Annotated in this window: 18 protein-coding genes and 3 pseudogenes; 9 read left to right on the forward strand and 12 right to left on the reverse strand. The window is 62.4% G+C overall.

Translation table 11 applies throughout. The annotated features are described in order from the left end of the window. Positions 1–57 precede the first annotated feature (57 nt). Complete coding sequence (locus tag ACZ9EJ_RS02440; protein ID WP_046639568.1) at positions 58–525, forward strand: NUDIX hydrolase; 468 nt, start codon at positions 58–60, stop codon at positions 523–525. A 15-nt stretch (positions 526–540) separates the two neighbouring features. Here ACZ9EJ_RS02440 and ACZ9EJ_RS02445 read toward each other — a convergent pair whose 3' ends face one another. Further along, the gene (locus tag ACZ9EJ_RS02445; RefSeq protein WP_251091040.1) at positions 541–2088 is read right to left on the reverse strand and encodes an outer membrane beta-barrel protein; all 1548 of its coding nucleotides are present in this window, start codon (positions 2086–2088) and stop codon (positions 541–543) included. Between the two features lie 146 nt (positions 2089–2234). Between ACZ9EJ_RS02445 and ACZ9EJ_RS02450 the strand changes: the two genes are divergently transcribed. Next, positions 2235–3230 (forward strand): KpsF/GutQ family sugar-phosphate isomerase, encoded by a 996-nt coding sequence (locus ACZ9EJ_RS02450; RefSeq protein ID WP_046639570.1) that lies wholly within the window; start codon positions 2235–2237, stop codon positions 3228–3230. A gap of 37 nt (positions 3231–3267) precedes the next feature. Here the strand turns inward: ACZ9EJ_RS02450 and ACZ9EJ_RS02455 are convergent, their stop codons facing one another. Continuing rightward, positions 3268–3726, reverse strand: a complete 459-nt coding sequence (locus tag ACZ9EJ_RS02455) for an NfeD family protein (RefSeq protein ID WP_046639571.1) — start codon at positions 3724–3726, stop codon at positions 3268–3270. 3 nt (positions 3727–3729) lie between these two features. Next, complete coding sequence (locus tag ACZ9EJ_RS02460) at positions 3730–4758, reverse strand: SPFH domain-containing protein (RefSeq protein WP_046639610.1); 1029 nt, start codon at positions 4756–4758, stop codon at positions 3730–3732. Between the two features lie 192 nt (positions 4759–4950). Here ACZ9EJ_RS02460 and queC point away from each other — a divergent pair, with 192 nt between their 5' ends. Together queC and ACZ9EJ_RS02470 are read left to right on the forward strand one after the other, a co-directional pair. Beyond that, positions 4951–5661, forward strand: coding sequence for a 7-cyano-7-deazaguanine synthase QueC (gene queC / locus ACZ9EJ_RS02465; RefSeq protein WP_046629223.1), 711 nt, complete (start codon positions 4951–4953; stop codon positions 5659–5661). A gap of 87 nt (positions 5662–5748) precedes the next feature. Further along, positions 5749–6504 carry an MBL fold metallo-hydrolase gene (locus ACZ9EJ_RS02470; protein WP_046629224.1) on the forward strand — a complete coding sequence of 252 codons (756 nt, stop codon included), beginning with the start codon at positions 5749–5751 and terminating at the stop codon, positions 6502–6504. A gap of 52 nt (positions 6505–6556) precedes the next feature. On the opposite strand, the gene hemH is transcribed toward ACZ9EJ_RS02470, so the two are convergent. The 4 genes from hemH to ACZ9EJ_RS02490 all read right to left on the reverse strand — a co-directional run bounded on the left by hemH (position 6557) and on the right by ACZ9EJ_RS02490 (position 12088). After that, positions 6557–7591: a ferrochelatase gene (hemH, locus tag ACZ9EJ_RS02475; protein ID WP_046629227.1), complete on the reverse strand. Its 1035-nt coding sequence runs from the start codon at positions 7589–7591 to the stop codon at positions 6557–6559. A 131-nt stretch (positions 7592–7722) separates the two neighbouring features. Beyond that, positions 7723–9825, reverse strand: coding sequence for a 5'-nucleotidase C-terminal domain-containing protein (locus ACZ9EJ_RS02480; RefSeq protein WP_255737067.1), 2103 nt, complete (start codon positions 9823–9825; stop codon positions 7723–7725). Positions 9826–10049: 224 nt separating this feature from the next. Then, positions 10050–10409 (reverse strand): outer membrane lipoprotein Omp10, encoded by a 360-nt coding sequence (omp10, locus tag ACZ9EJ_RS02485; RefSeq protein ID WP_046631987.1) that lies wholly within the window; start codon positions 10407–10409, stop codon positions 10050–10052. A gap of 227 nt (positions 10410–10636) precedes the next feature. Beyond that, a complete protein-coding gene (locus ACZ9EJ_RS02490; RefSeq protein ID WP_046631989.1) occupies positions 10637–12088 on the reverse strand; it encodes a homospermidine synthase in 1452 nt (483 codons plus the stop codon). A gap of 312 nt (positions 12089–12400) precedes the next feature. Here ACZ9EJ_RS02490 and ACZ9EJ_RS02495 point away from each other — a divergent pair, with 312 nt between their 5' ends. Continuing rightward, positions 12401–12685, forward strand: a complete 285-nt coding sequence (locus ACZ9EJ_RS02495; protein WP_046642539.1) for a CopG family ribbon-helix-helix protein — start codon at positions 12401–12403, stop codon at positions 12683–12685. Continuing rightward, positions 12682–12975, forward strand: a complete 294-nt coding sequence (locus tag ACZ9EJ_RS02500; RefSeq protein ID WP_046642541.1) for a type II toxin-antitoxin system RelE/ParE family toxin — start codon at positions 12682–12684, stop codon at positions 12973–12975. Before ACZ9EJ_RS02495 ends, ACZ9EJ_RS02500 begins: the two co-directional genes overlap by 4 nt. Here the strand turns inward: ACZ9EJ_RS02500 and ACZ9EJ_RS02505 are convergent, their stop codons facing one another. Genes ACZ9EJ_RS02505 through ACZ9EJ_RS02520 form a run of 4 tightly spaced genes read right to left on the reverse strand, consistent with a single transcriptional unit; the run spans position 12976 to position 17094 of the window. After that, positions 12976–13350, reverse strand: a complete 375-nt coding sequence (locus ACZ9EJ_RS02505; RefSeq protein WP_046642542.1) for a nuclear transport factor 2 family protein — start codon at positions 13348–13350, stop codon at positions 12976–12978. It abuts the gene before it with no gap. Next, the gene (locus tag ACZ9EJ_RS02510; RefSeq protein ID WP_046642543.1) at positions 13351–14055 is read right to left on the reverse strand and encodes an aminotransferase class IV family protein; all 705 of its coding nucleotides are present in this window, start codon (positions 14053–14055) and stop codon (positions 13351–13353) included. After that, complete coding sequence (locus ACZ9EJ_RS02515) at positions 14040–15215, reverse strand: aminodeoxychorismate synthase component I (RefSeq protein ID WP_046642544.1); 1176 nt, start codon at positions 15213–15215, stop codon at positions 14040–14042. The genes ACZ9EJ_RS02510 and ACZ9EJ_RS02515 overlap by 16 nt, the downstream gene beginning before the upstream one ends. Positions 15216–15237: 22 nt before the next feature. Further along, positions 15238–17094: a M3 family oligoendopeptidase gene (locus ACZ9EJ_RS02520; RefSeq protein ID WP_251091045.1), complete on the reverse strand. Its 1857-nt coding sequence runs from the start codon at positions 17092–17094 to the stop codon at positions 15238–15240. A gap of 150 nt (positions 17095–17244) precedes the next feature. Between ACZ9EJ_RS02520 and ACZ9EJ_RS02525 the strand changes: the two are divergent. The 3 genes and pseudogenes from ACZ9EJ_RS02525 to ACZ9EJ_RS02535 form a co-directional block, all read left to right on the forward strand. Beyond that, positions 17245–18433, forward strand: a pseudogene (locus ACZ9EJ_RS02525) (sigma-54-dependent transcriptional regulator); the annotation flags it as partial. 197 nt (positions 18434–18630) lie between these two features. Then, positions 18631–18807 (forward strand): annotated as a pseudogene (locus ACZ9EJ_RS02530) (helix-turn-helix domain-containing protein); the annotation flags it as partial. Between the two features lie 278 nt (positions 18808–19085). Further along, positions 19086–20900 (forward strand): peptidoglycan L,D-endopeptidase MepK, encoded by a 1815-nt coding sequence (locus tag ACZ9EJ_RS02535; protein ID WP_476098626.1) that lies wholly within the window; start codon positions 19086–19088, stop codon positions 20898–20900. An 87-nt stretch (positions 20901–20987) separates the two neighbouring features. Here the strand turns inward: ACZ9EJ_RS02535 and ACZ9EJ_RS02540 are convergent. After that, a pseudogene (locus ACZ9EJ_RS02540) lies at positions 20988–21170 on the reverse strand (DUF2312 domain-containing protein); the annotation flags it as partial. Positions 21171–21614 lie beyond the last annotated feature (444 nt).

A 21614-nucleotide genomic window follows, 5' to 3' on the forward strand; every position in this document is an offset into this window, starting at 1 on the left:
TCCACGTCTCGGGCGGCTTTTTAGTCTGCGTCGAGAGTTCACAGAAGGAAGATTGACATGGCGGATATTCCGGTTCGCTGTTTCGCAGTTTCGGTGGTGATCCTGCGGATTGTCGATGACAAGGCAGAGGTCCTGCTGTTGCGGCGCAATCACACGCTGGTCGGGGAGTGGTGCCAGATAGCGGGCGGAATTGAAGACGGGGAAAAGGCCTGGGAGGCGGCGTTGCGTGAGGTGAGGGAGGAGACGGGACTGGCGCCCGATCGCTTTTACTCCGCCGATATCTGCGAGCAGTTTTATGAGCCGGATCGCGATTCGATCAGTTTGTTACCGGTCTTCGTGGGTTTTGTGGGGGTGGACGCCACCGTCGTCATCAATCACGAACACAGCGATTTCCGTTGGGTCTCGTTCGACGAAGCGCTTGGCATGGTACCATTTGCAGGCCAGCGCCATGTGCTAAGGCATGTAAGGGCGGAATTCGCGGAGCGCGAGCCGGTTCGCTATCTACTGATCAAACAGGCGGATTGAGCAACGTCCCGCCGGTCACCGCTTTAGCGTCAATCCGACCCCGGCGCGGACGATCTTGTCGTCGGCGCCGCCGCCGTCCGCCTGCTCGTATTCCACGTCGCCGGTCAGATCGAGATAGCGGTTGATCGCCCAGGTGAAGCCGGCGCCGCCGATCCAGACCGTCTCGTCGCTCGGGCCGCCGCTCGGGAAATCGCGCAATGTCGAGCTGCCGGTCAGGCGGGCGATGAGGTTGTCGCGCATTTCATGCGTCAGCGCCGCCGTCGCCTGGTATTCCACCCAGCCGCTCTGGCCGGGCGTGGTCGAGTCCTGCACCGTGGTGCGCAGACCGAGATCGACATTGGTGCCGCGCTGCGGCGACCAGGTGGCGCTGCCGTTGAAGGTGACCGCACCGACCGACTTCAGGCGGTCATCCTCGTAGTCGACGATCTCGTAACCGGTGCCGATCTCGCCGCGCAGTTTTTCGCCCAGATCGAATTCGACGCCGGTGCGCGCCGCATAGCTCTGCGATGAGCGGGCATAACCGGAATTGTCGCGCCTGAGGTCGTAGAAGGTGTGGCCGGTCGCCACTTCCACATAGGGGACGAGCGCCGGCGACAGTTCGTAGCCAAGCCGCAGGCGACCGTCGATGCCGGTCCGGTTGCGGTCCTTGGTGCTGACGATCGTGCCGTCGGAGAGTTTTGCATCCGTATAGGCCGCACGGGACAGATCGAGTGCGGCGGTGCCGCGGACCTTGCCGAAGTCGCGCTGGACGGAGGCGCCGCCGGTGAATTCATGGACGCCCGGCTGGGTCGATGCGCCGCCGAGCGCATTGGGATCGTAGTCGTCCTCGCGGGAGAACCGGTAGCCGCCGGTGATGTGGGCGACCGTATCGTTGGAGAGGTCGAGCCTGAGGTCCGCATTGACGTTCGCTTCCGGCTGCTCGCCTTGGCTGCTGCTGCCGAGATTGCGCTCCAGCGTGCCTTCGCCCGTGACCGTCAACGAATGGCGCGACCAATCGGAGTTCAACGTTCCGCGGATCGAGGTCGACAGGTAATCGCGGCGGATCTTGGTGCCGTTCGAGCGGCGGGTCTCGGTGTCGATGCTCTGGTTGATCGAGGGACGGAGCAGGAAGCTGCCCATCCGGATGCCGGTCGGATCGCCCGGCTCGCGCGGCTGCTCCTGGGTTTCGACGGGCTCCGCGCCACGGTCGAGCGGCTCTTCGCGCGGCTGGTTCAGGTCCTCCTCGTAGGGAGGCTCCTGATTGGCCGCCTGATTGCGGGCCGGCGTGGTGCCGGTCGCGACATTCGGATCGTCCTGGTTCTGGTCGGCGGCGGTATTGGCGGCATTGGTTGTCGTCTGCGCCGAGGTGCTGCCTCTCAATGCCGTGTTGGAGGCCGTGTTCGAAGTCGGCGACGTGGCGTTCGCGACCGAGGGAAGAGAGCCGTTCTGCGGCGGAAACACATTGCGGGTCTGGGCCGTTGCCGGGGGAGCGGGCGACGAGACAAGCGCCGAACAGGCGAGCAGAAGGCCGAGTGCCGTCCGGCGCCTCCGACGCGTCCCGCCTGTCATTGTGGTGATCTTCATGAGGCCTGTCCGGGCAATCGCAAATGCTTACCCAAACGTAAAGCCATGTGGTTAACGTTTGGTTGCGACGCCATGGGCGGTGGCCAACTTAGTTGCCTCGCACCAAGCCGATAGACTTGATGGGTGAAAAGAGTTAAGGCTTGCCCATGATCAAGAGAGCTTTGCAACTGGTCGAGAACGACCTTGTCGATTCCGCCTTGAGGACGATTGCCTTCGGCAAACAAGGGCTTAACGCGCTGGAGTTGGCGCTTCAGAACGGCCTTGGCGATGCCTTCCGCAAGGCAGCGGAACTGATCGGCGATATAGACGGCAGGGTCGTCGTGACCGGCGTCGGCAAGAGCGGACATATCGGCCGCAAGATCGCCGCCAGCCTCGCATCGACCGGCACGCCTTCCTTCTTCGTGCATCCCGTCGAAGCCAATCACGGTGATCTCGGCATGATCGGCTCGGGAGACGTGGTGCTGGCTCTGTCCTGGGGCGGCGAGACCGCCGAGTTGCGGGGCATCGTTTCCTTCACGCGCCGCTTCTCCATTCCGCTGATCGCCATGACATCGGGCGAGGTTTCGACGCTCGCCCGCGAGGCCGATGTTGTGCTGCTGCTGCCCAAGGAACAGGAAGCCTGCCCGCACGGCCTAGCGCCGACCACCTCGACGCTGATGCAGCTTGCGATGGGCGACGCGCTTGCCGTGGCGCTGCTCGAAGCACGCGGTTTCTCGGCAACCGATTTCCGCGTCTACCATCCGGGCGGCAAGCTCGGGGCGATGCTCAGCCATGTCGGCGACCTGATGCATACGGGCGATCGCATGCCTCTGGTCAAAAAGGGCGTCCTCATGCTGGAGGCGATCGAGGAACTGTCGCGCAAGCGCTTCGGCTGCGTCGGCGTAGTCGACGAGGATGGCAGTCTCTGCGGCTTCATCAGCGATGGTGACATTTCCCGCCACCTTCATCTCGACCTGCGCGAAACGCGGGTCGATGACGTGATGACACGCAATCCGAAGACCGTCAGCAAGGAAACCCTTGCCACAAAGGCCATGGCGCTGCTCAACAAGCACAGCATCGGCGCGCTGCTCGTCGTCGACGAGGAGCGCAAGCCGGTCGGCATCGTCCACTTCCACGATCTGCTGCGGGTCGGCGTCGCCTGATACCCAGCCAGGCACCGACGCTTTCGAACCTTAAAAGCTAGGCCGCTTCGACCGTCAGGTCCCGTCCGCTTGCCGCCACCACCTTCACCTGCGTGCCGGCCGGCAGGTCCGGTCCCATCACCGACCACCATGTATCGTCGAGCCGGATGCGGCCGCGCCCCTCGGCGATCGGTTCGTGGAGAGTTGCGGTGCGGCCGACCAGGCTTTCGCCGCGCCTGTTGAGATTGGGCTCGTCCGTCTCCTGGTTGCGGCTGGAATAGAAACGGCGGCCGGCCAGCGCAAAGGCGCCGGAAAGCACCGCGAAGAGCAGGAGCTGGACGTGCCATGTCCAGAAGGCCGCGTCCCAGAGCGCCAGAGACAGGACGCCGATGACGATCGCGGCGGCGCCGATCCAGATCAGGAAGACACCGGGTGCCGCAAGCTCGGTGGCGAGGAGGACGACGCCCAATATCCACCAGCTCCAGGGACCGAGATTGACCACAGCATCATGCAGCATGGCTCAGGTCTCTGAGGAATTCGGGTTGAACGGATTGAGGATCGGCGTGGTGCGCGGGCCGGGCTGGGGACGCGGGCCGGCCGGCGGGCGCGGCGGTGCGGCAGGACCCGAGCTGTCGCCAAAAACCTCCTTGGCGATGGCGCCGATGCCGCCGAGCGAACCGATGATCGACGAGGCCTCCAGCGGCATCAGCACGATCTTCGAGTTCGGCGCCTTGCCGATCGCGACCAGAGCCTCGGTGTATTTCTGCGCCACGAAGTAATTGATCGCCTGCACGTCGCCGGCGGCAATGGCCTGAGAAACGGACTGGGTCGCCTTGGCCTCGGCTTCCGCCAGACGCTCGCGGGCTTCCGCTTCCCGGAAGGCGGCCTCGCGCTTGCCCTCGGCTTCGAGGACCGCCGCCTGCTTGGCACCTTCGGCGCGCAGGATCTGGGCGCTGCGGGAACCTTCGGCCTCGAGGATCTGGGCACGCTTCTCGCGCTCGGCCTTCATCTGCCGTCCCATCGATTCGACCAGGTCGGCTGGTGGCTGGATGTCCTTGATCTCGACGCGGGTGACCTTGATACCCCAGGGGCCGACAGCCTCGTCGACGACGCGCAGCAGGCGCTCGTTGATGACTTCGCGATTGGAGAGCAGCTCGTCGAGATCCATCGAGCCCATGACCGAGCGGATGTTGGTCATGGTGAGGTTCTGGATGGCGTTCTGCAGGTTGGAAATCTGGTAGGCCGCCTGGGCGGGGTTGAGCACCTGATAGAAGGCGACTGCATCGGCGGAGACACTGGCATTGTCCTTGGTGATGACTTCCTGGGTCGGGATGTCGAGCACCTGCTCCATGACGTTCATGCGCACACCGATGCGCTCGATGAAGGGCGTCAGGATGTTGAGGCCGGGCTCCAGGGTGCGCGTATAGCGGCCGAAGCGCTCCACGGTATAGCGATAACCCTGCGGCACGGTCTTGATCCCGGCGAACAGGACCAGGATGACCAGTACCACCAAACCGATCACGACGTAATCGAAGCCGCCCAGGTTCATGAATTCCTCCATTGCAGGCGGTAAGTCCGCCAGATCACACGTGATGAGTTAGCACGTTCTTTACAGGGAAGAAATGACAGCGCGACGGCTGTCGATGTCGCCCGGGTTATTCACAAGGACGCGTTGCCGGTCTAGGAAGCGGGTTCGAATTACCGGTCGCAGCCTACCCGGTCAAAACAAGGATGAAAGCCCATGAAAACCATCGTCGTCTGCTCCGGCGGACTGGACTCCGTTTCCCTCGCTCACAGGATTGCCGCCGCTCAGGAACTGCTGGGCCTGATCTCCTTCGACTATGGCCAGCGGCACCGCAAGGAACTCGATTTCGCCGCCGCCTGCGCCGTGCGGCTCGGTGTCTTCCACGAGATCATCGACATGCGCGGGATCGGCAGCCGGTTGACCGGCTCGGCCTTGACTGATGATCTCGATGTGCCGGACGGGCATTATGCCGAGGAAACGATGCGGGTGACCGTGGTGCCGAACCGCAATGCGATCATGCTGTCGATCGCCTTCGGGGTGGCGGCGGCGCGAAACGCCGATGCGGTGGCGATCGCCGTACATGGCGGCGACCATTTCATCTATCCCGACTGCCGGCCGGGTTTCATCGACGCCTTCCAGGCGATGCAGGATCATGCACTGGACGGCTACGCGTCGGTCCGGCTGATTGCGCCTTATGTGAATGGCTCGAAGGCCGATATCGTCGTGGACGGGGCACGGCACGGGACGCCGTTCGCCGAAACATGGTCCTGCTACAAGGGCGGTGCCCGCCATTGCGGCCGCTGCGGCACCTGCGTCGAGCGGCGCGAGGCTTTCCATCTCGCAGGGATCGAAGATCCGACCGAGTACGAGGATCCGGATTTCTGGAAGGCGGCGACGGAAGGATTCAGGGCCGAGGAGACGCGTTGATAGAGTGGCGGTCTCATCTAGAACAGTCATTGGATCATCACGGCCAACCGGTCTAGGCTTCGCATTCTTCCCGTACGAGGTGTCTCGATGAAGCTTCAATTGATCCGCAATGCGACGCTCAAGCTTTCCTATGCGGGCCGCAGCATCCTGATCGATCCTTACTTCGCACCTCGTCACAGCCTGCCGTCCTATACCGGGAAATCCGCCAATCCGTTGACGGACCTGCCGCTTTCGGTGGAGGAGGTCTTGCAGGGTGTCGAACTGGTGATCGTCTCCCATCTCCATACGGACCATTTCGATTCGGTGGCCAAACAAGGTGTCCCGAAACATCTGCCTCTGATCTGTCAGCCGGGCGATGAGGCGGCAATCGCGGCAGAAGGTTTTACCGATGTGGAGCCGCTCGAGGGGGAGATCGTCTGGCAGGGCATCACGATCACGCGCTGCGAGGGCAGCCACGGGCTTGGTCCGGTCCGGGAAAAGATGGGCTCGGTGATGGGGCTGACGCTTGCCGCGCCCGGTGAGCCGCTGGTTTATTGGGCGGGCGATACGGTTCTTTATCCGCCGGTACTGGAGACGGTGGAGCGCGTCGTGCCCGATGTCATCGTCAGCCATTCCTGCGGCGCCCTCTGGGATGGCGACCTCATCGTCATGGATGCGGCGGAAACGATCGAACTCTGCCGGTCCGCGCCTGAGGCCACGGTTGTCGCAACGCATATGGAGGCGCTCGATCATGCCACCGTTTCGCGTGCACATCTGCGCGAGGCGGCTCACGCGGCCGGAATCGGCCCATCGCGTCTGCTGATTCCGGCAGACGGCGATGTGATCGACCTGACTGCCCGCTGAAAGCGCTGAACCCGGAGAGGCCATAAATCAGGGGCGGCTGGAATGAGCCGGCTTACGCCCAGCCCTGAAGTTCGCGGCGGACGACCTTTTCCAGCACGGTCATGCCGCCGGGGCTGTCGTTCAGACAGGGAATATGCGCGAACTTTTCGCCGCCGTGATGCAGGAAGATCTCGCCCGCCTCGCCGGCGATCTCTTCCAGAGTTTCCAGACAGTCGGAAACGAAGCCGGGGTTCATCACCGCGATCCGCTTGACGCCGTCATGGGCGAGCTTTTCGACCGTCTTGTCGGTATAGGGCTGCAGCCATTCCTCCGGCCCGAAACGGGACTGGAAGGTGATCATGAAATTTTTGTCCGTGAAGCCGAGCGCCTCCTTTAGGAGCCGCGCCGTCTTCTGGCAATGGCAGTAATAGGGATCTCCCGCCTTGAAATAGGATTGCGGGATGCCGTGGAAGGAAGCGATCAGCATTTCCGGCTCCCAGTCGAGCGCCGCATATTTCGCCCTGACGGAATCCGCCAGCGCCTCGATATAGGCCGGCTCGTCGTGATAGGGCGGCACGGTGCGCAGGGCCGGCTGCCAGCGCAGCTTCATCAGGTGTTCGAAGGCCTTGTCGTTGACGGTGGCGGTGGTGGAGGCCGCATATTGCGGATAGAGCGGGAAGAGGAGGATCTTCTCGCAGCCCTTCTCCTTCAGCGCGTCGATGCGCTCGGCGATCGACGGCTTGCCGTAGCGCATCGCCCAGTCGACGGCGACGTTCGGCAGGTCCTTCAGCCGCTCGGCCATCAGTTCGCCCTGGCTGCGGGTATAGGTGCGCAGATAGCTTTCGTTGCGATCCTTGTTCCAGATCGCCTCATAGGCCTTGCCCACCTTCTGCGGCCGCTTGTTGAGGACGATGCCGTAGAGGATCGGATACCAGTACAGCCGCGACCATTCGATCACCCGCTTGTCGGACAGAAACTCCGCCAGGTAGCGCCGCATCGGCCAGTAGTCCGTGCCATCAGGCGTCCCGAGATTGACGAGCAGGACCCCGACCTTGCCGAAACTCACCTTCGGATGATCGGAGGGCATATGGGCGGAATGGGAGGTCATGCGGATACTTTCGGTTGAACGATAGGCGTGCGCTTTATCTGCGGGATTACTTAGGAAGAAAAACCGGCCCGGGAAAGCCCGGGCCGGCCAAAGAAAACGGGACAAATTGTCCTTGTCAGCGATGCCGCGGCTTATTTCGCCGGCAGTTCCAGCTCGGCGCCGACCTGGATGACATTCGGATGGCGCAGCGAATTCAGCTTGGCAATCTCGGTCCACTTCTCGCCGTCGCCATAGGTGGCTTCAGCGATCTTCCAGAGCGAGTCACCCTTGACGACCGTGTATTTGGTCGGGCCGGCCGGCTTTGCAGCGGTTGCCGCCGGAGTAGCCGGCGCTGCCGCCATGGTGTTCGGAGCCGGCGCCGCCGGTGCGGGAGCCGCCGGCTTGGGGGCGGCCGGAGCGGCTGCCATCGTGTTCGGCGCAGGTGCTGCGGATGCTGCCGGAGCCGCTACGGTCGGGGCCGGGGCAGCTGGTGCCGGAGCAGCAGGAGCCGCCATTGTCGGTGCCGGTGCGGCTGGTGCAGGCGTTGCGGGAGCCGGGGTAGCTGGAGCGGCAGCCGTCGGAGCCGGAGCAGCCGCCGGAGGAGCGGCGGGCGCGGGCTTGGGCGGCGGCGTGTAGCTTGCCGGGGTCAGGTCGGTGATGCGGCCGTCCGTATAGGGCTTGTAGGGGTTGCGGGCAGCCACGAATTCCGCCGTCACGTCCGCGAGATCCGGACCGTAGTCATAGGCGTTCTTGCCGCCGGTCTTGAAGATGGCGTAGCCATCGCCGCCTGCGCGCATGAAATTGTTGGTGACGACGCCGTAGGTCTTGGCCGGGTCGATCGGTACGAACTTGTCGCCTTCCTTGACCTGGACGTCGCTGACCTTGGCCCCGGCCGGCTTCGACTTGTCGAAGGAATATTTGAGGCCCGCGACCTGCGGGAAGCGGCCCGCGCCGTCGTCGATCTGGCTGACGCCGTTTTCCAGCGCCTTGACGACATCGGCGCCGGTGAGCTGGAAGGTGGCGAGCGTGTTCTGGAAGGGCAGGACGCTGACAACCTCGCCCTGGGTGACTTCGCCGGCGTCGATCGAGGCGCGCAGGCCGCCGCCGTTCTGGATGGCGATGGCGATGCCCTGGCCCTTGGTGCGGTCGAGCATGGCGTCGGCGACGAGGTTGCCCATCGAGCATTCCTTGGCGCGGCAGACGCGGCGGTCACCGTCGATCACGGCTTCGGAGGCGCCGACGACCTTCTTCTTCATGTCCTCGATCGGCTTCTTCAGCTCCGCGACGCGGGCCAGGAAGACCGGGTCCGGCGTGATCGACTTGTCCATGAGGATCGGCTCGCCTTCGGCCGACTTCACGACGCCGCTGTCATCGAAGACGATTTTGATGTCGCCGAGATATTTCGAATACTGATAGGCTTGGACGACCGGCACCTTGTAGCCGCCCGGATTGTCCGACCAGGTCGGGTAGGGGCCTTCGGCGCCCTTGGCCACGTTCGAGAGCAGCGTGTGGGTATGGCCGCCGACGACGACGTCGACATCGGGGATCTTGGCGATCAAGGCGAGATCGCGGGGGTAACCCACGTGGGTCAGCGCGATGATCTTGTCGACGCCCTGAGCCTTCAGGCCCTGCACGGCTTCGGTGATCTTCGCGACATCGTCGGCAATGGTGATGTTCGGGCCGGGATTGGCGATTTCGGCGGTGTCGTTGGTGACGGCGCCGACGATGCCGACCTTCTGGCCACCGACGGTCAGCACCAGCGACGGCTTGATGCGGTTGCCGATCTTGGCGGCGGCGCTCGGCACGACGTTGGCGGTGACGACCGGGAACTGGATCTTGTCGAGGAAGGTGGCGAGCACGTCGTCGCTGTCGTCGAATTCATGGTTGCCGACGGTCATAGCGTCGAACTTCATGGCGTTCAGCGCCTCGGCTTCGGCGGCACCCTTGTAGGTCGTGTAGAAGAGCGAACCCTGGAAGTTGTCGCCGCCGTTGAGGAGAATGACGTTCTTGTTCTCAGCCTTCAGCGCGGCGCGGGTCTGGTTGATGGCGGTCAGCAGGCGGGCCGCGCCGCCGAAGCAGACGCCCTTGCCTTCATCCTCTGCCGAGCAGGTGGAATCGGTCGCGTTGATGGATTCCAGACGCGAATGGAAGTCGTTGATGTGCAGGATATTGAGCTCGAAATCGGCAAGTGCCACCCCGCTTGAAAGAGCCATGACCGACGCGGTCAAAAGCCCGAACCTCAATGTCTTCTTCATCTTGTCTCTCTCCTGTTTTTATTGGCCGGCTTTCTGCCGCCTGACTTCGACTGTTCTAGCGTCCCACCGTGACAATCGTTGTGCAACGCATGTTTTCATCAAGGCAAAGTCGTTTCAAGGGAAATATGACAAAGGTGCGCGTGTAAGTTTTCTCGCGCGGAATACGAAAAACCCCGCCGAAGCAGGGTTCCGGAATTTCCAATCGTCGTTCGACGGTCGATTGTTCAGCTGCGGCGGGAGAGCGAGAACTGGGCGCCGCTATCCTGCGTGCAATTGAGCTGGTTGATGTTGACCAGCGAGCAGTTGACACGCGACTGGGTCTTGCGGACCAGCGAGGTCATGTTGATCTCGACCAGCGTCGGCGACAGGCTGGTATAGGTGCCCGAGGCGAGCAGCGTGTTGCTGTCGCTGGAGCGGGTATTGAACGTGCCGGCTTGGAAAGAGGAAACGATGCCGTTCGGATCGACCCAGCTTCCTTCGACGCCCTGCGGCTGCACGGCCGCCATCTGTTGCGGCGGAGGGGAAGAAACGCAGGCGGTCAAGCTGGCTGCGGCGATGAGCGCGAAGCTCACTTTAAATTTCATGATCTGTCTCCCGCGATTCGGTCCGGCTCAGGTTGGCAAACCTTGCCGCCATGGCCCTATGTAACGCAAGATGTGGCCTTGAAAAGGCAAGAGCTTTCAACATGCAAAAAAACCGCCTGCGGTGAGACAGGCGGCTGGATGCTGATAAAGCCCAAGGAAATAGGCGAGGCGCAAGGACTTGCGCGCACCGGATCCCTGTCACGAGGACAGGGATGATGAGGGTGGAATTAGCGAACCAGGATGTTCTTGAACTGCCACGGATCCTTGGTGTCGATGTCTTCCGGGAAGAGACCCGGACGGCCGTCGAGCGGGGTCCAGTCGGTGTAATGACCTTCGACCGGACCGAGATAGGGCAGCTGTACTTCGAGGCAGCGCTTGTAGTCGATCTCGTCGGCCTCGACGATGCCGGCGGTCGGGTTTTCGAGCGCCCAGACCATGCCGGAGAGAACCGCCGAGGTCACCTGCAGGCCGGTGGCGTTCTGGTAAGGCGCGATACGGCGGGTTTCTTCGAGCGACAGGCGCGAACCGAACCAGTAGGCGTTCTTCTCGTGGCCGTAGAGCAGGACGCCGAGTTCGTCGATGCCGTCCTCCAGTTCGTCCTCGTTCAGGACGTGATGGACCGGCTGCGGGGTGCCGCCGTTGCCGAACATTTCGTGAAGCGACAGAACCGCGTCGTTGGCCGGATGGTAGGCGTAGTGGCAGGTCGGGCGGAAGGTCACTTCGCCGTCCTTGTCGCGCACCGTGAAATAGTCGGCGATCGAGATCGATTCGTTGTGGGTGACGAGGAAGCCATACTGCGGGCCGGGCGTCGGGCACCAGCTGCGAACGCGGGTGTTGGCACCCGGCTGTTCGAGATAGATGGCGGCCTTGCTGCCCTTCTTGTGCTTCTTGCCGTTCTTCGGCATCCATTCCTCATGGGTGCCCCAGCCGAGTTCGGCCGGCTGCATGCCTTCAGAGATGAAGCCTTCGACCGACCAGGTGTTCCAGAAGACGTTGAGCGGCTTCGGGTGCTTGGTGCGCTGAGTGTCGCGTTCGGCGATATGGACGCCCTTGACGCCGAGCTTCTTCATCAGCTTCGCCCAGCCTTCGCGGTCGTGCTGATCCGGCTCGTCGAACTTCAGGCCGGTGTCATTGGCGAGGTTGACCAGCGCCTGCTTGACGAACCAGGAGACCATGCCCGGGTTGGCGCCGCAGGTGGAAACCGCGGTCGCGCCGCCGGGATTCTTGGCCTTTTCCTTGCGCACGGTTTCGCGCAGCGCATAGTTGGTGCGCTCGGAATTCTTCATGTTCTTGTCGAAATAGAAGCCGAGCCAGGGTTCGACGACCGTATCGATGTAGAGAACGTCGAGCTTGCGGCAGAACTTCATCAGGTCGAGCGAACCGGTGTCGACCGAGAGGTTGACGCAGAAGCCCTGGCCCTTGCCTTCGGTCAGGAGCGGCTTCAGGAGATCCTTGTAGTTCTCCTTGGTCACGTATTCCTTGATGTGACGGACGCCGTGCTTCTTGAGAATCTCCATGTCGGAGGGTTCTTCGCGCGGGTCGATGACGACCATCCGGCTCTTGTCGAACTTGAAATGGCGTTCAATCAGCGGCAGCGTGCCGCGGCCGATCGAGCCGAAGCCGATCATCACGATCGGACCGGTGATTTCGCCATAAACCGGATAGGTAGTCTCTGACATGTCTTTCTCCTTGATCGCGGCCTTCTCGGGCCGCTGCCCCGCTTATTCGGCAGTGGAATGGAAATTAAAGGCTGCACTCGGGCAATTCGGGGCGCTCTAGATCATAAAACTTCGTCACAATAAAGAGCCTGTCGGCTTTCGGCGGATGAATCGACAGCGGTATTCGAATTGCGGCGGGCGCGACTGCGGTGTTGCTGCGAGTTGCAGAAGCTCCATCCAGCAATGCCCAAACAGCCGCCGTGGCGTGCGTGGGCGAGTTTCGTGACGTCGGGTTTTATGCTACATACGGGAAAAATCGGAGGCATATAGGCCATGACGTCGCATGTGGTTTCACTTCGCATCTCGGACGAGATGAAGGAACGGCTCGACCGATTGTCTTCGGCTACCAATCGGTCCTCGACCGCGCTCGCCGAGGAAGCGCTCGAAGACTATCTCTCGCAACGCGAGCTGGAGTTACAAGGCCTTGATGCCGCGGCCGAGCGCGCCGATAGGGGCGGTTTTGTTTCGCACGAAGCATTGGCCGGCTGGCTGAATAGCTGGGGTACGGATGACGAACGCGCAGCTCCGAAGCCGGACATCATCAAGACTCGTCGATGAGGCTCATTTGGGCTGAGGCAGCGGTTGCCGATCTTGTACATCTTCGCGCTTACATAGCCGAGCATAATCCCCAAGCCGCCAGCGCGATGGCGGCGAGATTGCTTGAAATCGCTGAACTGTTGATAGCGCATCCCGAAGCGGGTCTGCAGACGGCGAAGCCTGGCGTGCGTCGTCTCATTCTACCGCACTCGGCCTATTCGCTGATCTATCGAATAATGGATCAGGATATCGAAATCATTGAAGTGTTTGATGGCCGTCGGCGAAAGCCCCGCACGGATCTGGCCGACTAGTCACTCGGTCGCCGTGCCCTGGTGAAAGACCATGCGCCATTTGCCGTCCGGATCGAGACGCCAGATGGAGCTGCGGTTGGTCAGGAGCCTGCTGCCGTCGTCGCTGACGCGGGTGCCGCGGTAGGTGGCGAGCGCGATCGTGTCGCTCAGCATCGTAGCGCTGAAATCGGAGATCGACGTGTTGTCCGGCCCGGTCTCGGCGACGAGGCGGGTGACAATGTCGTCGAACGTATAGGCGAGGCCGGAGCGGCCGAATTCGCGGAATTCCGGGGCCAGCAGTTCGCGCAGCTTTTCCTCGGAATTGCGGACCTCGCGGGTCTGCAGCGCCGTTTCAAGCGCAAGCAGATGATCGGCGAGGTGGCTGGGTGCGGCCATTTATCGGCCTGCCCGGGCCATTTTTGCGGGGCGGGCGGCAGGGCGCGAGGCTACCGCCGGCATTTCCGATCGGGCCGCCTGGGCGACGAGTTCGGCGGCAATCAGGCCGCGCAACGAATTGCCGACGAAGAAGCGGCGGTTTTCGAGGTCGGCAAGGCGGAGAACCTGGCTTTTCGCCTTTCCTTCGCGGATCAGGTCGGCGCGCAGGATGCCCGGCAGGAGACCGCTCGACAGCGCCGGCGTCAACAGCGAACCGTCGTTGCTTTCCACGAACACGTTGGTGATCGTGCCTTCGCAGACTTCGCCGCGCTCGTTGAGGAGGAGAACCTCATCGGCCTCGTCGGGCGTAAATTCGGCGCGGGCTGCCTCGTAGAGCTCCCGGCGGGAGGTCTTGTGGCGATAGGTCGGGTCGTCGGAGGGAAGTGTCGTCCTGGCGACCTGGATCCGCCAGAGCGTATCGGCGGGCAGGGGCGTGAACGGCGTCGTGGTGATCTCGATCTTGCCGCGGTAGGTCATCACCAGGCGGACGCGGAGCGGCGTTTCGCCGCCGGCCGCAGCCGCTTGAAGTTGTTTCAGCGTATCCGCCGGCGGCTGGCGGAAGCCCAACGCGTCCGCCGATCGGCTGAGCCGGCGCAAATGCTGGTCCACCCGCAGCAAGCCATTGCCCGGTTCCCAGCGCATTGTTTCGATCAGCGAGAAATCCATTGGTCGCCCACCGCAAAGCGTGCCTTCAACAGGCACTCGTCATACTCGGCCTCGGCCTTCGAGTCGAAGACGATGCCGCCGCCGACATTGAAGACGGCTTTTTCGTCGTTGAAAAGTGTGATCGTGCGGATGGCCACCGAAAAACGCATCGGGCCGGCCGGATCGCACCAGCCGATGGCGCCGCAATAGACGTCGCGCGGTTCCGTCTCGAGGTCGGCGAGTATGCGCATGGCCCACATTTTCGGCGCTCCGGTGATTGAGCCGCAGGGAAAGAGCGCGGCGAAGATCTCAGGAAAGCCGATCTCGGGGTTCAGCTTTGCCCGCACATGGCTCACCATCTGGTGGACGGTCGGATAGGTCTCGATCTCGAAGAGTTTCGGCACCGAGAGCGTGCCGACCTCGCTGATGACAGAAATGTCGTTGCGCAGCAGGTCGACGATCATCCGGTTTTCGGCGAGCGTCTTTTCGTCGGCGAGCATTTCCGCGATGATCGCCTCGTCTTCTTCCGCCGTCGCGCCGCGCGGGGCGGTGCCCTTCATCGGGTGGGTCTCGATGAAGCGGTCCGCATCGACCGAGAAGAACAGTTCCGGCGAGCGCGACAAGACGAGTGGGCCGCCAAAGTCGATATAGGCGCCGTAGCGCACCGGCTGGCGGGCGACGAGCGACCAGAATGCCCGCAGCGGATCGCCGTGCCAGCGCGCGGTGATCGGCATGGTCAGGTTAGCCTGGTAACAATCGCCGTTGCGCAGGTGCTGGTGAAGCCGGTCGAACCGTTCTTGGTAGGTCGCGAGATCCCACATGGCGCGGGGTTCGCTGAGGAACGAGCCCTCTGAGGAACCATCATCGACCACCTTTCCGGACGGTCCGGCGAGCGGGTTCTCGTTGCCCGAGGGGTGATCGAAGATGCCCATGGCGATCAGCGGCGTCTGCCGGTTGTCGACGATCAGCGACCGGAGCTTGTCCTCGAAGATGTAGCCGGTCTCGTAGGAGATATAGCCTGCCAGCCATTGACCGGCGAGGCGCGCCTCTTCCAGGCGCCGAAGTGCGGGCAGCACCTCGGCGGCAGTCCGGGCCATGACGATTTCCTTCGGCCGGTCGAAGACGAGGCTCCGGCCGGCGGGGTCGTCACGAAAGAGCGCGAAGGGCGCTTTCTCATTCATGGGTGTGCATTAAGGGAATGCCTCAAGCCTTGTCCAGAGCCTCCAGTTCGTCGATCAGGCCCTCGATCATCGACAGGCCCTTGGACCAGAAGGACGGGTCGGTGGCGTCGAGGCCGAAGGGCTTCAGCAGCTCCGAGTGATGTTTGGTGCCGCCGGCCTTCAATAGCTCGAAATACTTCTGCTGGAAGCCGGGAGCGGCGTTCTGGTAGACCGCGTAAAGCGAGTTCACCAGGCAGTCGCCGAAGGCATAGGCATAGACATAGAAGGGCGAGTGGATGAAGTGGGGGATGTAGGTCCACCAGCTTTCATAACCCTCCGAGATCCTGATCGCGGGCCCGAGGCTTTCGCCCTGGACGGAAAGCCACAGCTCGCCGATCTGCTCGGCGGTCAGTTCGCCCTCTTTCCGGGCCGTGTGGACCTTGCGCTCGAACTGGTAGAAGGCAATCTGGCGCACGACCGTGTTGATCATGTCCTCGACCTTCTGGGCGAGCATGGCCTTGCGCTCGCGTTTGTCGGTGGTCTTTTCCAGCAGCGCGCGGAAGGTCAGCATTTCGCCGAAGACGGAAGCGGTTTCGGCCAGCGTCAGCGGCGTCTGGCACATCAGTGCGCCCTGATCGCCGGCCAGCACCTGATGCACGCCGTGGCCAAGTTCGTGGGCCAAGGTCATCACGTCGCGCGGTTTGCCCATGTAGTTGACGAGAACATAGGGATGGGCGGAGGGCACGGTCGGATGCGCGAAGGCGCCGGGCGCCTTGCCGGGACGGACCGGCGCGTCGATCCATTCCTCATCGAAGAAGCGGCCGGCGATATCGGCCATCTCGGGCGCGAAGCCGCGATAGGCGTCGAGCACGGTATCCTTGGCTTCCGTCCAGGAAATCAGTGCGTTCGGGGTTTCCGGAAGCGGCGCGTTGCGGTCCCAGAAATTCAGCTGGTCCATGCCGAGCCATTTTGCCTTCATCGCGTAATAACGATGCGAGAGGCGCGGGTAGGCCTGTTTCACGGCTTCGGCCAGCGCATCGACCACTTCTCGCTCGACGCGGTTGGCGAGATGGCGTGAATCGGCGATGTCCTCGAAGCCCCGCCAGCGGTCGGAGATTTCCTTGTCCTTGGCGAGCGTGTTGGTGATCAGCGTGAAGACGCGCAGGTTGTCGCCGAAGGTCTTCGACAGGGCTGCTGCGGCCTTGGCGCGGGTTTCCGGCTGCGGCTCCTGCAGCATGTTGAGTGTGACTTCGAGCGGCAGTTTTTCGCCGTCGATCTCGAAGCGGAGCTCGGCCATGGTCTCGTCGAAGAGACGGTTGAAGGCGGCGGCCGAGGTCATCGATTTTTCGAGGAAGAGCTGTTCCAGCTTGTCATCGAGTTGGTAGGGCTTGTCCTTGCGTAGGTCGACCAGCCAGGGGCGGTAATGGCCGGCGGCCGGATCACGGTCCATGCAGGCGTCCATCACCGCGTCGTCGATGCGATTGAGTTCCAGCCCAAAGAACAGCAGGTGCGAGGAGAGGTCGGTCAGCTTTGCCTGCACGTCGCCGTAGAACTTGCCGTTGGCCGGACTCGACGTATCGGAGAAATAGGTGAGGCCGGCGAAGGAGCCGATCTTGCCGAGCAGGTCGTCGAGCGCCTCGTATTCCTTCAGCGCTTCGCCGATACCGCCGGCACCGGTTTTCGCGGCAGCCTCCGTAAGCTTGCCCTTCCACTTTTCCTCGAAGGCAATCGAGAGCTGGCTTGCCTTTTCCATGTCGACGGTGAAGGCCGGGGCGTCCTTGGCTTCATAGAGGTCCGAGAGCTTCCAGACCGGCAGGAGGCCGAGCGCCGGGTCGGAGGCAGCAGCGCCTGCGGTGGGCGCGGCCGGAATTTCGGGGAGGGCGGGTGCGGACATTCTCATCGCTTTTTCCTTCTCAACCTGTTGCGCCTGTTTTCCTTGCCGGCCGTTAAAATGCAAGCTTTTCTCAAAAGGGGATGTTCAAGGCTTTCTGACACAACCAGCGGCATAACAGCCTAAAAGGGCCATGATGACCATTGCTGGGAGCCGAGCATGATTGCGCAAATCCTCGTTGTCGACGACGATCCTATCCAGCGTCGCCTGTTGAAGAATGCGGTTGAACGTTACGGCCACGCCGCCCATCTTGCCGAAAACGGACTGGCGGCGCTGGAGTTCCTGAAGCGCACGGCGACCGACATCAATGTCATCGTGCTCGACCTGATGATGCCGGAAATGGACGGCCTCACCTTCCTCGCGGCCATCCGCGAACTCGGCATCGAAACGCCGGTCATCGTCCAGACGGGGCAGGGCAGTATCGAATACGTGGTGCAGGCGATGCGCGCCGGCGCATTCGATTTCGTCGTCAAGCCGGTGTCGCCGGAACGGATCGGCGCCTCGATCACCAATGCGCTGAAGCTCGACCAGAAGGAATCGAAGGCCCGCGTCGGCCGCCGCCATCGCGCCGGCGCCGTCGGCTTCGGCGATATCATCTCGGCGAGCCCGGACATGCTGCGCGTCATCGATCTTGCGCAACGTGCCGCCCATTCCAACATCCCGGTGGTGCTGGAAGGCGAATCCGGCGTCGGCAAGGAAATGATCGCCCGCGCCATCCAGTCGAACAGCGACCGTGCGGGCAAGCCGTTCATCACCGTCAACTGCGGTGCGATTCCGCACAATCTGGTGGAAAGCATCCTGTTCGGCCACGAGAAGGGTGCCTTCACGGGCGCTTCGGAAAAACATACCGGCAAGTTCGTGGAAGCCGATGGCGGCACGCTTTTTCTCGACGAGATCGGCGAATTGCCGCTCGACGTGCAGGTGAAGCTGTTGCGCGCCGTGCAGCAGGGTGAGGTCGAGACCGTCGGTGCCTCCAAGGTCCAGAAGGTCAATGTCCGGCTGATCTCGGCCACCAACAAGGATCTGATCGAGGAAGTCCGGGCCGGCCGCTTCCGTGAAGACCTCTATTATCGCCTCAATGTCTTCCCGATCACCATCCCGGCGCTTCGCCGCCGCAAGGAAGACATTCCGCATCTTGCGCGGGTGTTTGCCGAGCGGTTTTCCACGGAACAGAAGCTCAACAGGACGCTGTCGGTCGGCGCCGGGGCGCTCGCGCTTCTGACGGCCTACGACTGGCCGGGCAACATCCGCCAGCTCGAGAACGCCGTGTTCCGCGCCGTTGTGCTTGCCGAGGGCAGCGAACTCACCGAGGACGATTTTCCGCAGATCGCCGCGCAGATACCGGAATTCAGGCAGGCGGAACTGGCGGCGACCGCCGTCATGCCCGCACCGGGTGTCCTGTCCGACCACGCCATGCGCGAGGCGCTCGCCGATTCGCCGGTATTTGCCAACAGCGACAAGGCTCGGGCCGGCAGGCCGGATGCGAAGGCGATGCTGGCCGCGGCTTATCCCCAGGAAAACGTCATCGTCAGCACCGACGAGACCGGCGAAGTGAGGAAGCTTGCCGATGTCGAGGAGGAGCTGATCCGCTTTGCCCTGAAGTTCTATCGCGGCCAGATGAGCCAGGTTGCCCGTAAACTCGGCATCGGACGCTCGACACTTTACCGCAAACTCAAGGATTACGGCATCGATCCAGACGACCCGCTGAAGGAAGCCGCATAATTACTAATGTATTAGCTAATATTAACCTTCGCGCAAGGATGTCCTGTCAACGTCTGTCAATCTCCGATTAGTCAATTGTTGACTATATGGGAGAAGGTTGTACATGTGTGGCACATTTGCCATCGTGTCACCGCAATTGACAGTCATTTGAGGCAACGTGGGACGTTGTCGACAGGACGGGGATCGTTTTGCCGGATCAGTATGCAAAAGAAACGCCTTCGGGTGAGAAAAGGCGCGGCGGCAAAGCTGGGCTTTTTGTCAGTCTGACAAGGCGCGTTATGGCCATCACCCTGCTGGTGCTGATGGCGCTGCCCGTGCTTTCGATCTCAGCAAGCGAAGCGGCCGCCCAGGAAAAGAGCCTCAAGCTCTATTTCGTCCATACCGGCGAGAAAGCGGTCATCACCTTCAAGCGGAACGGCAAGTTCGATCCCAAGGGCCTCGCCCAGATCAACCAGTTGCTGCGCGACTGGCGCCGCAACGAGCCGGCCCGGATGGATCCGCGGCTCTTCGATCTTGTCTGGGAAGTCTATCGCCGTTCCGGCGCCAGCGACTATATCCATGTGGTTTCCGCCTATCGTTCTCCTACCACCAACAACATGCTGCGCACCCGTTCGCGCAACACCGGTGTGGCCAAGAATAGCCAGCACATGCTCGGCAAGGCCATGGACTTCTACATTCCCGGCGTGAAGCTTTCGACACTGCGCGGGCTTGCCATGCAGATGCAGGTCGGCGGCGTCGGCTATTACCCGACCTCCGGTTCGCCCTTCGTGCATCTCGATGTCGGCGGCGTTCGTGCCTGGCCGCGCATGACGCGCCAGGAACTGGTGCAGATCTTCCCGAAAGGCAACACGATCCATCTTCCCGCCGACGGCAAGCCGCTTCCCGGCTACGAAACGGCGATGGCGGATTACAAGCGGCGTGTCGGCTCCGATTCGATCCAGATCGCCAGCACCGCCGGTGCCGGCATCCGCGGCGACTCGGAACGCAAGCGGCAGCCTAACCTTCTGGCATTCCTGTTCGGCGGCGGCGGTGCCGACGAGGAGGAGGATAACGAGGAAAGCGCGGCTCCGGTCGTGGCGCGGCGTGCGGCCCCGGCTGCAAAGCCTGCTGCGGACGACGAGGGCGAAGCGCCTGTCGCGGTTGCTTCGGCTTCGCCTCTGACAGGCCAAATGCAGAACCAGAACCAGGCCCAGGCTCCGGCACAGGCGCAGATGGTTGCGGCGCCCGTACCGCTTTCGCGTCCGGCCTTCCGCTCGGATGCCGGCGGCCTTGCGACGGCGCTCTATTCTCCGGCGCGCAACCCGGCCCAGGAAGCACTCGCCCTGCAGGCGTCCGCTCCCGTCCAGCCCAGCAGCGAAACCTTTGCCGATCTTTCCACCTACAACATCCCGGTTCCGACACTGCTTGGACCGCGTGGCTTCAAGGGTGACGCAGAAAGCGGCGTGATGACCGCGTCCGTCGGCCCGATGCAGCCGCCGGAGGACGTCGCGTCCGTTCCGCTTCCCAGTCAGCGGCCGAACATCGCCTCTGCCGCTCCCGCAGCCAAGGCTGAGGAACAGCAGGAGCTGACGCCGGCCCTCGTTGCGGCGCTTGCCCAGAGCGTCGAGACGCCGCGTCCGGCGCCGATGCCGGTCATCGCCTCGGCCCAGCCCGCTCCTGCCCAGTCCGCTCCGGCCCAGCCTGCTCCGGCAATGTCGGCGGCTCCCACGCCGGTCCAGAAGCCGGTTGAAACGGCATCGGCTTCCCCGAAGGTCATTCATTCCAACAAGGGTGTGCAGTTCGGCGACGGTTTCGACACGCCGCGCAGCCCGGTCTCGGCTTCCACAAGCGCGCTTCCGATCCCCGCCAAGGGCGGCCGTCCGAACCAGAATGCGCCGCAGTCGGCAAATGGCGGCACGCTGACGGGCGATGCGCTGGCGAGATGGGCTCTCAATAACAATCGTGCCAGTGCGGCCGCCTCGATGAAGGCCCCGCGCGTCGTCAGCCGGACCCTCAACAACGAATATTCGGCAGGCTATTCCGGCGGCGGCTTCAGGCCGGTTGCCGCCACCGTGGCGATCGACCCCAACCGGTTCAGCGGGCCGAACAACTGATCGTATGGCTGATTGAAGACCATAAAAAACCCGCCGGAATGGCGGGTTTTTTCATGCTTTCTGCCTGGCCTGCGTGCCTGAAAAGAATCAGGCGGCGTCCTGGTCGGCAGGGGCCTCGATCATGCCGAGCGCCTGGAGATAGGTGTCGAGGATCAGATCCTCTTCCATGCGCTCCTGGTCGTCCTTCTTGCGCAGGGCGATGACCTTTTTCATGATCTTCGTGTCGTAGCCCATGCCCTTGGCTTCGCCGTAGACATCCTTGATGTCGTCGTTTTCAAATATCGATGCTGGAGCTTACCGATAGGGAACTTTATGCCCGAAGTTTCCGTCGGCGAGACGGAACCCGTTTTACATTAGAGTGTAAGCCATTTGGACTATGCCCCACATCTACACGGCCAAATGGCTTGCAGTCTAAACAGAGAACCTCGGGCGTTAGCCCGTCCATATGCTGCTTGCAGCCTATAGTCCGAAGCGTAAGCGGAGGCTTTGAGACTATGTGAAAGACAACTCCAACCCAGCCATTAAGGCCTCTTGATCGACTGACGGCCACGGTTCCTCGGAGCTTCAGTGGATAGCGGAAGCCCTCCAAATAAGGAAATGTTAAAAAAGTGCGGGCAGGGAAATATCAGGAAAATAATTCGAATAAACTGCTTTTTCCTTGCATATGGCGATACAGAACATCTTGTAAAAAGTCATATTGACAAATAGGATTCT

It is taken from the genome of Neorhizobium sp. USDA 3394, from assembly GCF_056280385.1.

Excerpts from the sequence above, each read along its gene's own strand:
- ACZ9EJ_RS02505 (WP_046642542.1), bottom strand. The coding sequence starts at position 13,350 with ATGGCCGCACCCAGCCACCTCGCCGATCATCTGCTTGCGCTTGAAACG.
- ACZ9EJ_RS02490 (WP_046631989.1), bottom strand. The coding sequence starts at position 12,088 with ATGTCAGAGACTACCTATCCGGTTTATGGCGAAATCACCGGTCCGATC.
- ACZ9EJ_RS02450 (WP_046639570.1), top strand. The coding sequence starts at position 2,235 with ATGATCAAGAGAGCTTTGCAACTGGTCGAGAACGACCTTGTCGATTCC.
- ACZ9EJ_RS02520 (WP_251091045.1), bottom strand. The coding sequence starts at position 17,094 with ATGAGAATGTCCGCACCCGCCCTCCCCGAAATTCCGGCCGCGCCCACC.
- ACZ9EJ_RS02495 (WP_046642539.1), top strand. The coding sequence starts at position 12,401 with ATGACGTCGCATGTGGTTTCACTTCGCATCTCGGACGAGATGAAGGAA.
- ACZ9EJ_RS02445 (WP_251091040.1), bottom strand. The coding sequence starts at position 2,088 with ATGAAGATCACCACAATGACAGGCGGGACGCGTCGGAGGCGCCGGACG.
- omp10 (WP_046631987.1), bottom strand. The coding sequence starts at position 10,409 with ATGAAATTTAAAGTGAGCTTCGCGCTCATCGCCGCAGCCAGCTTGACC.
- ACZ9EJ_RS02480 (WP_255737067.1), bottom strand. The coding sequence starts at position 9,825 with ATGAAGAAGACATTGAGGTTCGGGCTTTTGACCGCGTCGGTCATGGCT.
- queC (WP_046629223.1), top strand. The coding sequence starts at position 4,951 with ATGAAAACCATCGTCGTCTGCTCCGGCGGACTGGACTCCGTTTCCCTC.
- ACZ9EJ_RS02510 (WP_046642543.1), bottom strand. The coding sequence starts at position 14,055 with ATGGATTTCTCGCTGATCGAAACAATGCGCTGGGAACCGGGCAATGGC.
- ACZ9EJ_RS02460 (WP_046639610.1), bottom strand. The coding sequence starts at position 4,758 with ATGAACCTGGGCGGCTTCGATTACGTCGTGATCGGTTTGGTGGTACTG.
- ACZ9EJ_RS02515 (WP_046642544.1), bottom strand. The coding sequence starts at position 15,215 with ATGAATGAGAAAGCGCCCTTCGCGCTCTTTCGTGACGACCCCGCCGGC.
- ACZ9EJ_RS02440 (WP_046639568.1), top strand. The coding sequence starts at position 58 with ATGGCGGATATTCCGGTTCGCTGTTTCGCAGTTTCGGTGGTGATCCTG.
- ACZ9EJ_RS02455 (WP_046639571.1), bottom strand. The coding sequence starts at position 3,726 with ATGCTGCATGATGCTGTGGTCAATCTCGGTCCCTGGAGCTGGTGGATA.
- ACZ9EJ_RS02500 (WP_046642541.1), top strand. The coding sequence starts at position 12,682 with ATGAGGCTCATTTGGGCTGAGGCAGCGGTTGCCGATCTTGTACATCTT.
- hemH (WP_046629227.1), bottom strand. The coding sequence starts at position 7,591 with ATGACCTCCCATTCCGCCCATATGCCCTCCGATCATCCGAAGGTGAGT.
- ACZ9EJ_RS02535 (WP_476098626.1), top strand. The coding sequence starts at position 19,086 with ATGGCCATCACCCTGCTGGTGCTGATGGCGCTGCCCGTGCTTTCGATC.
- ACZ9EJ_RS02470 (WP_046629224.1), top strand. The coding sequence starts at position 5,749 with ATGAAGCTTCAATTGATCCGCAATGCGACGCTCAAGCTTTCCTATGCG.